The sequence below is a fragment of the Amycolatopsis sp. NPDC004747 genome, assembly GCF_053601335.1.
Genome location: NZ_JBSGBQ010000013.1, coordinates 94,921 through 108,620 on the forward strand (window position 1 = coordinate 94,921; position 13,700 = coordinate 108,620).

8 protein-coding genes are annotated in these 13,700 nt (G+C 70.4%); 3 read left to right on the plus strand and 5 right to left on the minus strand.

Annotation, left to right across the window (positions count from 1 at the left end):
• Positions 1–27: 27 nt before the first annotated feature.
• Positions 28–1,881, minus strand: a complete 1,854-nt coding sequence (locus ACWEGE_RS22355; RefSeq protein ID WP_449662367.1) for a DUF2339 domain-containing protein — start codon at positions 1,879–1,881, stop codon at positions 28–30.
• 59 nt (positions 1,882–1,940) lie between these two features.
• On the minus strand, positions 1,941–2,906 hold the full coding sequence (locus ACWEGE_RS22360; RefSeq protein WP_449662368.1) for a Gfo/Idh/MocA family protein: 966 nt from the start codon (positions 2,904–2,906) through the stop codon (positions 1,941–1,943).
• A gap of 82 nt (positions 2,907–2,988) precedes the next feature.
• On the opposite strand from ACWEGE_RS22360, the gene ACWEGE_RS22365 reads away from it, so the two are divergent.
• Positions 2,989–3,804, plus strand: a complete 816-nt coding sequence (locus ACWEGE_RS22365) for a serine peptidase (protein WP_449662369.1) — start codon at positions 2,989–2,991, stop codon at positions 3,802–3,804.
• A 16-nt stretch (positions 3,805–3,820) separates the two neighbouring features.
• On the opposite strand, the gene ACWEGE_RS22370 is transcribed toward ACWEGE_RS22365, so the two are convergent.
• Both ACWEGE_RS22370 and ACWEGE_RS22375 read right to left on the minus strand, forming a co-directional pair.
• Positions 3,821–7,528 carry a hypothetical protein gene (locus ACWEGE_RS22370; RefSeq protein WP_449662370.1) on the minus strand — a complete coding sequence of 1,236 codons (3,708 nt, stop codon included), beginning with the start codon at positions 7,526–7,528 and terminating at the stop codon, positions 3,821–3,823.
• Entirely contained in the window at positions 7,529–11,083 is a 3,555-nt protein-coding gene (locus tag ACWEGE_RS22375) for an AAA family ATPase (RefSeq protein WP_449662371.1), read from the minus strand.
• A 308-nt stretch (positions 11,084–11,391) separates the two neighbouring features.
• Here ACWEGE_RS22375 and dusB point away from each other — a divergent pair, with 308 nt between their 5' ends.
• Positions 11,392–12,531: a tRNA dihydrouridine synthase DusB gene (gene dusB, locus ACWEGE_RS22380; RefSeq protein ID WP_449662372.1), complete on the plus strand. Its 1,140-nt coding sequence runs from the start codon at positions 11,392–11,394 to the stop codon at positions 12,529–12,531.
• Here dusB and ACWEGE_RS22385 read toward each other — a convergent pair.
• Positions 12,452–12,976 (minus strand): hypothetical protein, encoded by a 525-nt coding sequence (locus ACWEGE_RS22385; RefSeq protein WP_449662373.1) that lies wholly within the window; start codon positions 12,974–12,976, stop codon positions 12,452–12,454. The two genes, dusB and ACWEGE_RS22385, sit on opposite strands and share 80 nt — an antisense overlap.
• A 52-nt stretch (positions 12,977–13,028) precedes the next feature.
• On the opposite strand from ACWEGE_RS22385, the gene ACWEGE_RS22390 reads away from it, so the two are divergent.
• Complete coding sequence (locus tag ACWEGE_RS22390; protein WP_449662374.1) at positions 13,029–13,691, plus strand: VC0807 family protein; 663 nt, start codon at positions 13,029–13,031, stop codon at positions 13,689–13,691.
• Positions 13,692–13,700 lie beyond the last annotated feature (9 nt).

Sequence of the window (13,700 nt, forward strand, 5' to 3'; positions counted from 1 at the left end):
CACGGGGCACCGACAATTCTTCCCGGCCTAGCGGGATGCGACCCGCCGCGCGTACCGCGTCCCGGCCGCCAGCAGCACCAGCCCGGCGCCGAGGAACGCGCCCACCCTGGCCAGGCCGTCCAGCGCCGAGAGGTCGAACAGCACCAGCTTGAGCACCGCGGCACCGACCAGGATCAGCCCGGTCACCCGCAGCCCGACGACGTCGATCCCACGCAGGAGCAGCACGAGCGCGGCGATCGTCCAGGACACCGTGATCAGCGCGTGGCCGAGGAGGAACCCGGGCCGGCCGGGCGCCGCCAGCAGCGCACCGCAGAGCACGACCCCGGCGGCGCCGTACAGCGCCGAGACCCCGGCGAGCAGCCAGATCGGCAGGTCTTCGGCCGGACCGCGGAACACCGCCAGGCGGGCGGCGGCCCACGGCAGCGCGACCGAAACGGCGAGGATCAGCGCGGCGACCACGAGCGCGCCGGTCAGCTGGGCGACCGGGTGCGCGCGCGGGACGACCAGCAGCGCGGGCGTGACGTCGAAGAAGACGCCGAGCAGACCACCGATCGCCGCGAACCCCAGCGCGGCGGCGAGCACGCCCCGGTTGCGGCCGCCCACCGCGGCCGCCACCAGCAGCAGGGCCTCGCCGAGCAGCACGCCAGCGCGTGCCGAGCCGTCGAACTGGGTGACCGTCGCCTGCAGGACCGCCAGCAGCCCGGCCAGCCCGGCCACCTGGCCGGCGAACCCGGGCCACCAGCGGCGCGCCGCCCAGACGGCGAGCAGCAGGACGCCCGCACCGGCCGTGATCGGCACCGCCTGCGTCTTCGGCAGCAGCACCGCCGCGATGAGCGTCGGCAGCACCGCGGTGGCCAGCAGGGAAAGCGCGGCGGGATCGTTTTCGCGGCGGCGCAGCACGACCAGCGCGAGCACGACGGACGCGACCCCGGCGCCACCCGCCGCGGCGGTGTTGGCCCAGCTGCCGCCCCCGCCGAGCCACGCCGTGCTGATCACGGAGGCGAGCAGCGGCGGGACACCGGCGGCGAGCGTCAGCGACGACCAGTCCCGGCGCAGCTGCACCGGCGCCGTCGCGAGCTGGACCATCAGCAGGAAGGTGACCAGTTCGGGGGTGAACCCGCGGACGATCATCGGCGCGCACACGACGCAGCCGATGACGACGGCCGAGGCCAGCAGCGGCGACTCCCAGCGCACGGCCACCAGCAGCCCGCCGACGGCGACGGCCAGCCCGGCGGCGAGCCCGGCGAGCGCCGGCAGGAACTCGTACAGCGACGTCGCGGCGACGACGTCCAGGTAGAGCGTCGCGATGCCGGTGGCGGCCAGCGCGAAGGCCCCGGTGCGGCCGGCGGGCTTGCGGTGCAGCCACACGCCGGTGCCGGTCAGCGCCAGCCCGAACCCGGCGCCGACGAGCACCCGCGGCAGCGGCCCGAGCCAGCCGCGCTGCACGGCCAGTACGAGCAGCAGGACGACCCCGAGCAGCGTCACGGCCCCGCCGACCCAGGCGAGCACGCGGCTGCCGGCGCCTTCCTTGCCGAGCTTTTCGCCCAGCGTCGGCCGCGGAACCGGCATGTAGGGCGCCGGCGCGTACAGCGGCTGCGGCTGCGGCTGCGGCGGGGCGAACTGCTGCTGGGGCGGCGGCTGCCACTGGTACTGCGGCCAGGGGACCGACTCGGGTCGCATCGGCCGGGGCGGCTGGGGTTGCGGTTGCGGCTGGGGTTGCGGCTCAGGCTGTGGCGGTGGCGGTGCCTGCTCGGGTTGCGCGGCCTGCTCCGGCTGCGTCTCCTGGACGGTCCGCAGTTCGGAGCCCACCAGGGCGAGACGACGCCCCAGGTCGTCGATCTCGCCGGCGAGCCGGAGGAGCACATCTGCTTCGGTGGTCATACCGGACAGGGTCACGCACGGCGTCGACCTGCGGATCCGTAGCACTACTCAATCCGCGGTCACGTCCTGGTCGCGGCCAGCACCTGGTCCATGGTCGTCATGATCGAGACGGTTTCGTCGAGCGGCATGAGCGGGCTTTCGATCTCCCCGGCCGCCAGCCGAAGCGCCACCTCGTCGGCCTGGTGGCGCAGGCCACGGCCCTCATCGACGTATTCGAAGCGGCTTCGCTCGCCTTCGCGCGGGATGAGGGTGAAGGAGGCAGGGGCGTAGAAGGGCCCGTCGACCTCGATGCGCGCCTCGGTGCCGGCGATCGACGCGGTGGTGGGCGTGACGGCGCTCAAGGTGCAGGTCAGGACGGCTTGCGCCCCGCTCGCGTAGCCGAAGAGCATCGACGTCTGGGCGTCGACACCGGTGAAGGCGGGCGTGGTCATCGCGGCCACGCGCTCGGGCGGCCCGAGCACCATCGAAGCGAACGACACGGGGTAGATCCCCAGGTCGAGCAGGGCCCCACCGCCCAGTCCGGGAGCGAACAGCCGGAAGTCGGGGTCTTCGGCGAACCACTGCCCGTGGTCGGCGGCGACGGTGACGACGTCCCCGAGGCTCGGCAGGAGCTCGCGGAGGTGCCGGACGTGCGGCAGGAAGCGCGTCCACATCGCCTCCATCAGGAATAGGCCGTTGCTCCGCGCGAGGTCGACGAGGTCACGGGCCTCATCGGCGTTCATCGTGAACGGCTTCTCGACGAGCACGGGCTTCCCGGCTTCGAGCGCGAGCCGGGCGTTGGCGTGGTGCAGCGGATGCGGGGTGGCAACGTAGACGACGTCGACGTCCGGATCGTCCGCGAGGGCTTCGTAACTGCTGTGACGGGTGGGGATGCGGTTGTCGTCCGCGAACCGCTCGGCGCTGCCGGAGGTGCGCGAACCGACCGCCGTCACCACGCCGGACTCGGTGAGCTGCAGGTCCCGTGCGAAGGCACCGGCGATCCCGCCGGTGCCCATGATTCCCCAGCGGAGGGGCTTGTCGGCCATCCGGTGAGCCTAGGCGTAACGACGCTGATCGGGCGGGCGACTCCCAGTCGGTATCACCGCCAGCAGGAGGGGATTCGCCGGTATGGGTGCCGACGTGCTCGGAGTACACGGTGTCGGCAACTGGCGGTCGGTGCTCCCCGCCGACCGAGCTGCGGCGCTCAAGCGCGACTGGTCGGAGGCACTGGGCGTCAAGGCGCTCGAGGTGGCGTACTACGCCCACCACCTGTCCCTCGACCACCACGGTGACGACGACCTCGAACTCCTGGACAAGGCATTCGCCGGAGCGCCCGCGGAGCTGCTCGCCGGCTGGATGCGGGCGATCGACCTCGCCGGCGAACCGGACCACGGCCGGGTGCTGGCCCCGATCCGGCAGCTGGCGGCCTGGTGGGTCCAGCGCTTCGGGCTCGACCGCGACACAGCCGATTGGTTCCTCGCCACTTTCCTCGGCGAAATGGTCTGCTACTTCGACCCGCGCACACCGTCGAGACGGCAGGCAGTGCGCACCGAAGTGGCGACGGCGATCAGCCTCCACCGGCCGCGGGTCGTCGTCGCGCACTCCCTGGGTTCGGTGGTGACGTACGAGACGCTGTGGAACTATCCCGCGCTGCAGGTGGAACTCCTGGTGACGATCGGCTCGCCGCTCGGCCTGCCCGACCGCATCCACCCGCTGCTGCAGCCGGCGCACGTCGGCGGCACGGGTGGCCGCCCACCGGGCGTCGGACGCTGGGTGAACGTCGCCGATCCCGCGGACCTGGTCGCCATCCCCAGCCGGCTGAAGGACCACTTCACCGACGTCGAGGACTTTTCCGCGCCGGCGGGCGTCGGGTTCACCCACGCGGCGACGCGCTACCTGGCGACGCGGAAGGTCCGCTCGATCGTCGGCGAGCACCTGCGCTGATTCCGGGTCGCCGCACTCAGTCGGCGCATTCGAGGCAGATCAGCTCGCCCGTCGTCAGCACGAGGATCCGCTTGCCGTCTTCGTGCGGGAAGATCCGCCGGACCGGGGAGCCGACGACTGTCGTTTCCATGAGGAAACGACCCGCGAGGTTCCAGAACCGCACCACGCCGTCTTGGCCCCCGCTGACCACGATGGCGGTGCCCCAGCAGTACACGCACCGCAGCGTGGTGAGTCCCTCGTGCCGCCCCAATACGTCGGGCTCCCGGCTGTCCTGGCTCACCGTGGCCAACTGTTCGCCGCGGCCGATCACCGTGACGAGCTCGAAGCCCACCAGAATCCGGTCCTCGAGCTCGGTCCGTTCCTGCCACCACGGTACGAAGTCGAACTGAGAAAGCGGCACCGGCCCGTAGCCGATACCGACGAGATACCCTTGGGAGCCGGCGCGGATGACGAGAAATCCACGGCCGGCGATTTCGACGTGCTTCAGCTCGTCAATCCGCGTGCGGACAGACCACAGCAGGCGTTCACTTCCGTCCACTTCGGACACCTGCGATATCCGGCCATCCGAGTAGACCGCGAGAACCCGGTTCTCGGGATCGACTTCCACTTCCGTGACTGCCGCGTCGGCACCCTCACCACCGTGCCCGAAACCTTCGGCCGGTCGATCTCGATCGGGGTTTTCGGCGAAATGATAGGCAACCCCGTTTCGGTCTAGCGCCACCCCACGCAGCCCGTCGCTCAACGAGATGCCGATGATGGCACAATTCGACGGCGCGCACCTGATGATCACTTCGCCCTTGCGCCACGCGATGATCCGCCCGTCGGCAGTGCCGGCCGCACCACCTTGCGCCGAAGGGGAGAGAGCCACCGCGGTCAGCGCGGCATCGACGATCTTGACGGGCTCCCAACCACCGTCCTCCACCGACGGACACACTCCGACCGCGCCGTCGGTGGTCCCGGCCACCAGAAACCGGCCGTCCGCGGACAAGTCGAAACACGAAATGGCCTGACCCGCCAGGAACCGGCCGTGGCCGCCGAAAATCTTCAAACCGTGTGCGTTGCGCACTACCGCAATCGGCGCCCTTCCGGACATCGCCCCCAGCCTGACCCCTTGAAGGTTGGCATCAAGCCTTCGGACCACTTCTGATTCACCGGAACGAGTTATCCTGACGATTTGCTCCCCGACGACACAGAGATAGCTGCCCGAAGCCTCCCGCACCGAGTCGGAGAACTGCCCGTGGCCCAGCGAAAAGGTTTGACCCGAGCTGTGCCGCACCAGGAACTCGGATCGGGAAGAGATGCCTACTTCGCCGTCGGCCGTCGGCCTGGTCACCCGGTCCCCGACGATACGAGCTTCGAAGCAGTTCAGCCTCGGCGCGAACTCGTCCGCCCAGCCCCATTCGTACAACCCTGCCGGGCCGATACCGGCGATCCGGCTCCCGTCGGCCGAAATCGCGATCGACCTCAACTCGGTCATCAACGCTCCGGAAACCGTGTCCGGTTCGCGCACGACACCGGTGGTCCACTTGGGCCGCCACCGCAATCCGGCGAGCTTCGCCGCCCGCAACGCCAACGCGGACAGGCCCACCCGAGCCGCGACCATGGCCAGTTCCGCGGGCCCGCTGACGGCACCGAACGGGTTTTCCCAGGTGAACCGCCGGTTGAGCACCAGCCCCGGATCGGACAGCAGTTCCGCCAGGGTGCCACTGCTTCCGGCGTGCTCAAACAGGTGCCGGAACAGGTACGGCTCGGCCGCGTCCCAGTCGCGGGCCTCGGCGGGCCCGAGTGAGGACAGCAGCGCGCCCAAGCCGCGGTCACCGAACGGTGCGGACGTCCCGAGGGTGTCCGCCAGCCCCTGGTGGAACAGGCGGTAGAGATTGCTGTGGTCAGTGTCGACGGACTGCCGGATGTAGAAACTGCCGGCGTGCAGCGCCGTCCGGATCTCCGCCGCTCCCGGGGCGCCGGCCGGGCCGCCGAACACCGGGGCCAGCCGCCGCAGGACGGAAACCGGCAGGCCGGCGCCCCTGGCGTGGGCGAGCGCGGTCAACACTGGGCGCAGCCACGGGTTGTCGCTGTGCAGCTCGAGGTCGAGTTCGAGCACCCCGGCGAGATCGCGTGGCACCCGCCGGCCGATGGCGGCCGCAGCCGCGGTGTCGGTTTCGTCCCTGGTGACGAAGTAGCGGGTGTAGAGGCCGGCCACCAGGAACGGTCCCGCCTGACCGGGCACCGCCAGCGCGGCCGATACCGCACCCGCGAACTCGGCGGAGACGCTGTGCTTGCCCCGGTAGTTCGGTGTCGCGCGCAGCAACCCCTGCACGTAGTCGAAGAGGTCGTTCTCCAGCACCTGCTGTTCCACCAGGTCGAGGTCGACGGTGGTCGCGCGCGCGAAGAGCGGCTCGAAATCGGCGTAGTTGCGGACGCCGACCAGCAGCCGGACCGGCTGCCCCGGCTCCACGAGGGGTAGCAGCAGCTCGTTCATGATCCGGGCCGGGTCGTTCGCCTCGTCGAGTGCGTCGATGACGAGCACTGCGGACCGGGTGCGGAGCGCCGCGACGAGCTCGGCCGGCGGCAGGCTCTCCGGCAACCCCAGCTGGCGGATGACCGACGCCGCGATCCCCTCGACGCCACGCTGCCGGGCGTGCACTGCCACGAGCCCGTCGATGGTCACCGGCGCCTGGGCGACCTGGTTCCAGACGTGCTGGGTGGCCGGGCGGAGTTTCGTGCTCGCCGCGCAGACCAGGATGCCCAGCAGCGCGGACTTGCCGGAGCCGGGGCTGCCGGTGACGACGTACAACGGCGACGAATCGCCGTGCCCGCTCAGCCACGGCGAGATCTGGCGAAGCTCACGGGCCCGGCCGGAGAAACAGCCGATGGACGAGCCCAGCTCCAGCAGGCCGCCCAGCCCGCTGGCCCGTTCCACGAAGTGCCGGGCGTCGAGGCCCTCCTCGAGGTCGTCGAGGAAGGGCAGGACACCCTCGTCCACCGAAGCCCGCATCCGCACCCGCTGGTCCGCCACGTAGGCCGGATTGCGGAAGAACGGCGGCTCGGCCGCGGAGCTGAGGTCGACCAGGCTGGCGGTCACCGTCTGCGGGATCGCATTCACCGCTTGGGAAAGCCGGTTGACCTCCTGCCGGATCGCACGCGCCACCGTGCGCAGGGGCACGTGTTCGACGTTCGGCCCGATGTCGAGTTCCCCGGTCCGCAGGGCCCGCAGCACATTGACCACCGCTTGGCTGAAGCGGCCGCCGTATGCCCGTTCGTGCGCACCACAGGCCGCAATGACCCAGCTGCGCTGCGTCGCTTCGAGCCGGCCCTGCCAAGGCAGGCGGGCGGCGGTCCCGGCGTCGCAGAGGTCGAGGAGGAACAGGGTGGTCGGCCCGTCGCCGTTCTCGCACATCGTCAGCCAGTGGGCGATGCTGCCGTCGGCGTGGGTCACGCCGTCGCTCCCGAGCGCGAAGACCGTGGCGTCCCCGTCCGCACCGCGGCCGTGGGTGCTCAAGTGGATGACGGTCAGATCGCCGGTGCTTCCGTCGGTGATGGTCCGCTTGACGAGCGAGCCGACCTCTTTGCTGGTCAGCCGGGTCGAGTCCGGCACGGCCTGGGGGACGTACCCCAGCTGTTTCAGCTCGTCGGCCAGGCTCAGCGCCAGGTCGGGGGCATACGAGAGCTGTGGGTGAGCGTCGAAGTCGGCCACACCGATGGCCAGCACACGGAGCTGGTTCACTCAGCCCCCCGCCACGGCAGCGTTCCGGAACGCGATCAGCTCATCGCCGGCGACGACGAGCAAGTGATCTGCTCGCGGTGCGGGGAAGATCCGCCAGACCGGGCTGCCGACGGAGATCGAATCCACCTGGGTCGCCTCGACGATGTCCCAGACCCGCACCACACCGTCCGAGCCTCCGCTGAACGCCACCGCGCGGCCGGCCAGGCGGGCACATTGGACGACGGACAGCCCGTCGTGCACACCGATGACCCGGTCCGGTCCGTCGTGCTCGGACGCCACGACTTTGTCGCCCTTCCGCCCCACCGTGACGACGCCTTCGCCGACTTGCGCAGCATCGGAAGCGGACCGGCCCCAAAGTTGTTCCTGCACCCAAGCCTGTGCCTGGACCCGGCTGAGCCCGGAGCCTGGGCGCCAAAGGAAGTCGCCGTCGTCGCCCGACCGGATCACGAGCACCTTCTCCTGTTCCAGTTCGGTCAGCGCCAGCTCGAACGGCACGGCCTCCACGTCGATCTCCGCGACCCTCTCACCAGTCCGCGGATCGATCTGGAGAACGCGGCCGTCGGTGGCGACGAAGATTCCCTCCCGGACGTTCCCGGCCACCACCAGAGCGGGAGGCCGCTGATCAGGCGTGGGCGTTTCCCGTGCCTGCAGCGTCCCCGCCATCTCACGGCTGACGTAGTGCAGCATCCCGTCTGCGTCGAGCGCCACGCATCGCCCTTCGGGGCTCACGCTGACGTCCACGATGGCGGCCGCTGCGGGTTTCGCCGCGGCCAGCTCCTGCCTGTTGTCGGCGGAGATCACGACGACACCGCCGTTCGCCAGTCCCACGGCGAACACGGCTGAACGGACCGCGACTCCGACGGCGGTAACCGGCTGCTCGAAGGTGCGCTCGTAGTTCCACGTCGTGAAGCGTCCCCGATCGACGAGGCCGGCCCACCCGTCGGTGGTCCCAGCCACGATCACCCCACCGTCTTGACTCACACCGAAGCAATTCACCCGCCCGGGAACGGGATAGGGGCTTCCCCAGCTCGTCCCGTGCTCGAAGAGCACCAGCTGACCTGCCAGATTCACCGAAACGGCGACCGGCTCGTCCTTTCGCACGCCCACCGCCCACGACGTACTCCAGTGCCCGGTCTCCTCGTGGTTCACCACGGTGCCGTCGGCCGCGATCCGCGTCACCGTCCCGACGGCGGTCACGCACACGTAACCGGACGGGTCTCCCTTGCTGATCGCATACGCTTTCGACGCCAGGCGCGAGATCCCGGTGCCCTGTTCGCCGCCGCCGACGACGACGACTTCGCTGTTCCGTCCCACCGCAAACGTGCCGGCCGCAGCGGGCGTCACCAGGTGTCCGGCGAGTGCCGAGTTCGTTCTCAGATACGTCGGTTTGGCATCCCTCCGCCAATGCCATTCGTGCGCACCACCCGGTCCGACCTTGATCACGCGACGACCGGACACCGACAGCGCCACGGCCGCGGACTTGCGGTACCCGGCCGAGGCCGGGTCGGACGCCCACACGGCCCAGCGCGGCCACCAAGTGAGCCCGCCGATCTCGGCCGCCCGTGCCGCTACGGCCGTCTTGCCCAGCCGCGTCGCGGCCAGCGCCAGGTCGGCCGCGCTCGTCACCGCACCGAATTCGTGCTCACCGGCGAATTCCGGGTGCAGGACCAGCCCCGGGTCGGACTTCAGCTCGCCGGTCAGCCCGACATCGGCGGCGTGGTCCACCGCGTGCCGGATCAGATAGGGCTCGGCCGCGTTCCAGTCCCGGCGTTCGACCGGTCCGAGCGAGGAAAGTAGCGCCTCGAGCGCGGTGGCGGTGAACGGGCCGTCCGCGACCAGCGCGTCGGCCAATCCCTGGTGGAACAGCCGGTAAAGGCTGCTGTGGTCGCTGTCGAGCGACTGCCGCAGGTAGAAGCTGGCCAGCCGGAGCGCGGCGCGCACCTGGGCGACGCTCGGCCGGGCCGCCGACTCCGAGAACGCCGGGGCAAGCCGCCGCAGGAGCGAGATCGGCATTCCCACGCCCCGTGCGTGCGCGAGCGCGGTCAGCACCGGCCGCAACCAGGGTTCGTCCTGGTGCAGTGCCAGGTCGAGGTTCAGCACGCCCGCCGGGTCACGGGGCACCTGTCGTCCCAGCCGCGCCGCTTCGGCCGCACTGCCGACATCTTCGCCGGTCACGAAATGCCGCGTGTACAACCCGGCGACGAGGAAGGGGCCCGTCTGCCCCGGCTCGGCCAGGGTGGCCGAGACGGCGGAGGCGAACTCGCCGGACACCCCGCCGTTGGCCCGGTAGTGCGGGGTGGCCCGGAGGAGGTTGATCACGTAGGTGAACAGGTCGTTCTCGAGCACGTGCTGCTCGACCCGGTCGAGGTCGACCATCGTGGCCTGCTCGAACAACGGGCGGAAGTCCTCGTAGTTCCGCACGCCCACCAGTAGCCGCACGGGGTTGCCCGGCTGCACGAGCGGAAGCAGCAGCTCGTTCATGATGCGCACCGGGTCGTCGGCTTCGTCGAGGGCATCGACGACGAGTACCGCGGAACGGTCACGCAGGACGGTGATCAGGTCACCGACCGGCAGGCTCTCCGCAAGCCCGAGCTGGCGGGCGATCGAGCCGGCCACGCCGTGAAGACCGCGCTGGCGGGCGTGCACCGCGGCCAAGCCTTCGATCGTCACGGGCGCCTGGGCAACCCGGTGCCAGATGTGCCGGGTCCTGTCGCGTAGCTGACTGCTGGCCGCGCAGGTCAGGACCCCGAGCAAGGCGGACTTGCCCGCCCCGGGGCTGCCGGTCACGACGTAGAGCGGATGCCCGTCACCGTGACCGCTCAGCCACGGGGAGATCAGGCGGAGTTCCTCGTCGCGCCCGGAGAAGCACGCGATGGTCGCGCCGGTTTCCCGCAGCCCGCCCAGGCCGGTCGCACGCTCGACGAAGTGCCGTGCGTCGAGGCCTTCGTCGAGGTCGTCGAAAAAGGGGACGACCCCGGGATCCACTTGCGCGCGGAAACTGCGGCGCGGATCCGGTTCGTATTCCGGGTTGCGGAAGAAGGGTGGTTCGTCGTCGGAACTCAGATCGACGAGACTGGCTGTCACCTGCTGCGGGATGGCGCCGGCCGCGATGGCGAGCCGGTTGACCTCCTGCCGGATCGCCCGGGCGATGGTGGTCAACGGCACGTATTTGGTGCCGGGATCGATGTCCAGATCACCGCTGCGCAGCCCGCGCAGCACGTTGATGACCGCCTGGGTGAACCGGCCGCCGAAGGCCAGCTCGTGTGGCCCGCACGCGGCGATGACCCAACCTCGCGGGCTGTCGATGAGCCCGCTCTGCCACGGCAGCCGGGCGGCCGTGCCGGCCGCGCACAGGTCGAGCAGGAAGAGGGTCGTCGGCCCGGGCACGCTCTGTCGCATGGTCAGCCAGTGCGCGACGCTCGCCTCACCATGCCGGGCACCGTCGCTGCCGATGGCGAAAACCGTCGCGTCACCCTCGACGCTCTCCCCGTGCGTGACCATGTGCACGATCGACAGGTCGTCGTCGGCGCCGTCACCCAGCGCCCGCGCGACCATGGCCCCGAGGTCGCCGCCGTCCACCCGCGACCGCACGGTGTGCGGCCCCGTCAGGTAACCGAGCTCGGCCAGCTCATGCTTGAGCTGTGCCGAAAGTTCGGGCGCGTAGTCAAGCGGGCGGTGCCGGTCGAACGAGCCGACGCCAACCGAGAGCGCACGCCGTCGCACCACTCCCTGCCCCCTCACCAATAGAGACGGGGTGAATATCGCGCCCAGCTGCCGACTTGCTACATCTCGGCGCGGTGATCACGAACCGGTATCGGCAGCGGGCCGGACCCCACTCGCCGTGATCGACACCACAAGCGACAATGGAGGACGTGACCGCCACCTTGAGCAAGCCCGCCCTGAAGATCGGCCCCTACGAGGTCGATCCGCCGGTCGTGCTCGCCCCGATGGCCGGGATCACCAACGTCGCCTTCCGGCAGCTGTGCCAGGAGTACGGCGCCGGCATCTACGTGTGCGAGATGATCACCGCCCGCGCCGTCGTCGAACGGCACCCCGGCACCATGCACATGATGACCTTCGGGGCGAACGAAAAGCCCAGGTCCATGCAGCTCTACGGGGTCGACCCGAAGACCATGGCCGAAGCCGTCCGGATCATCGTCGGCGAGGGGCTCGCCGACCACGTCGACTCGAACTTCGGGTGCCCGGTCGCGAAGGTGACGCGCAAGGGTGGCGGGGCCGCGCTGCCGTTCAAGCGGAAGCTGTTCGAAGCCATCGTGCGCGAGTCGGTGAAGGCGGCCGGGGACACGCCGTTCACGGTGAAGTTCCGCATCGGCATCGACGACGACCACCGCACGTACCTCGACGCCGGCCGCATCGCCGAGGCCGAGGGCGCAGCGGCCGTCAGCCTGCACGCCCGCACCGCCGCGCAGCGCTACTCCGGCCAGGCCGACTGGACGAAGATCGCCGCCCTCAAGGAAGCCGTCACGAGCATCCCGGTGCTCGGCAACGGCGACATCTTCTCGGCAGCCGACGCCCTGCGCATGGTCGAGGAGACGGGCTGCGACGGCGTCGTCGTCGGCCGCGGCTGCCTCGGCCGGCCATGGCTGTTCGGCGAGCTCGAAGCCGCCTTCGCCGGTCGCCCGCTGCCGACCCCGCCCAACCTCGGCGAAGTCTCCGGCGTGTTGCGCCGCCACACCGAGCTGCTCATCGAGCACGACGGCCACGACAAGGCGATGCGCGACATCCGCAAGCACATGGCCTGGTACCTGATGGGCTTCCCGGTCGGCTCCGAACTCCGCCGCGGCTTCGCGATGCTGTCGTCGATGACCCAGCTGGACGACCTGATCGCCCAGCTCGACCACGACGCCCCCTTCCCCGAAGCCGCCACCGGACCGCGCGGACGTCAGGGTTCCCCGGGCAAGGTCACCCTCCCACACGGCTGGCTGGACGACCCGGACGACGACTGCGTCCCCGAAGCGGAAGACATGCACTCGGGCGGCTGAGCCGCACCAGGCTCAGCCCGAACAGCAACACCCCCAGCGGCACGTGCACGGCCTTGACGTGCGCGATCCCGATGAACACCTGCGCCGTCACCAGCACGAGAAAGACGGCCGGGTAGAGCGTGGTCCGCGGCGAGCCACCACCCAGCCACCACCCGAGCACAGCGGCAACCACCTGAACGACGGCGACAATCCACACCGTGTAGGCCGACGCGCTGTGCAGGACGTGCCCGTTCGGGGTGCTCAGCAGCAGGCCGGCGGTGACCGCCGAGAGGAAGACCGCGAGGGTCTGCAGAGCGAGGGTGACGCGCAGGAACGTTGTCATGCCCACCCGACGACGCAGCGGCGCGAAACGTGAGGTGACTACCCACTCGCCGCCGGCTCGAACCGAACAGCTCAATCGCGCCGCCGATTCCGGCCGGCCGCCCGTGACATCTGTCAGGTCCAAGTCGTGGCGGACGGCATCCTTCCCGAGGTCCCCGTCGCGACAAGCTCATCCCATGACGACGAAGACGACGAACCAGCCCGGAAACCCCCTCCTCAAGACCCTCGCGATCGAGATCGCCGTCCCGATGGGCATCTACTACGCGCTCCACTCGTTCGGCGCGAGCGACTTCACCGCCCTCGCCGCCTCGGGGGTCTTCCCGCTGGCCCGCACGCTCTTCCAGTTCGCCAAGGACCGCACGCTCAACAGCCTCGCCCTCGTCGTGCTCGTCACGAACGTCGTCGGCATGCTGCTCACCTTCGTCACCGGTGACGCCCGGATGATGATCGCCAAGGACTCGCTCGGCAGCGGCATCACCGGCCTGGTCATCCTCGCCTCCGCGTTCACCGCGGCCCCGATCATGACCAAGACCATGCGCCCCTTCCTCACCCGCGGCAACGCGGAGCGGGAAGCCGCGTGGGAGCGGCTCGCCGGAACCGGCAGCTTCGACGCCATCCTGCGGCGCTGCAGCGTGATCTGGGGCATCGGCTTCGCGGTGGAAAGCGCGGTCCGGGTCGCCGGCGCGTTCACGCTGCCGGTTTCGACCATGGTCTGGCTGAGCACCGTCATCTTCGCGGGCGCCTTCGCGGTCATCATGGTCGTCTCCGGCAAGGTGGCCGAGAAGGCGGGCAAGATGATCGCCGCCGAGGCCGCCGCCCGCCCCCTTGTGGCCGCTTGACCTGCGACA

Bases quoted from the DNA above. Each gene is read 5' to 3' on its own strand.
- ACWEGE_RS22375 (WP_449662371.1), bottom strand. From the start codon at position 11,083: ATGGTCGCGCGGGCGCTGGGTGACGGCGCCGACGACGACCTGTCGATC.
- ACWEGE_RS22355 (WP_449662367.1), bottom strand. From the start codon at position 1,881: ATGACCACCGAAGCAGATGTGCTCCTCCGGCTCGCCGGCGAGATCGAC.
- ACWEGE_RS22360 (WP_449662368.1), bottom strand. From the start codon at position 2,906: ATGGCCGACAAGCCCCTCCGCTGGGGAATCATGGGCACCGGCGGGATC.
- ACWEGE_RS22390 (WP_449662374.1), top strand. From the start codon at position 13,029: ATGACGACGAAGACGACGAACCAGCCCGGAAACCCCCTCCTCAAGACC.
- ACWEGE_RS22365 (WP_449662369.1), top strand. From the start codon at position 2,989: ATGGGTGCCGACGTGCTCGGAGTACACGGTGTCGGCAACTGGCGGTCG.
- dusB (WP_449662372.1), top strand. From the start codon at position 11,392: ATGGAGGACGTGACCGCCACCTTGAGCAAGCCCGCCCTGAAGATCGGC.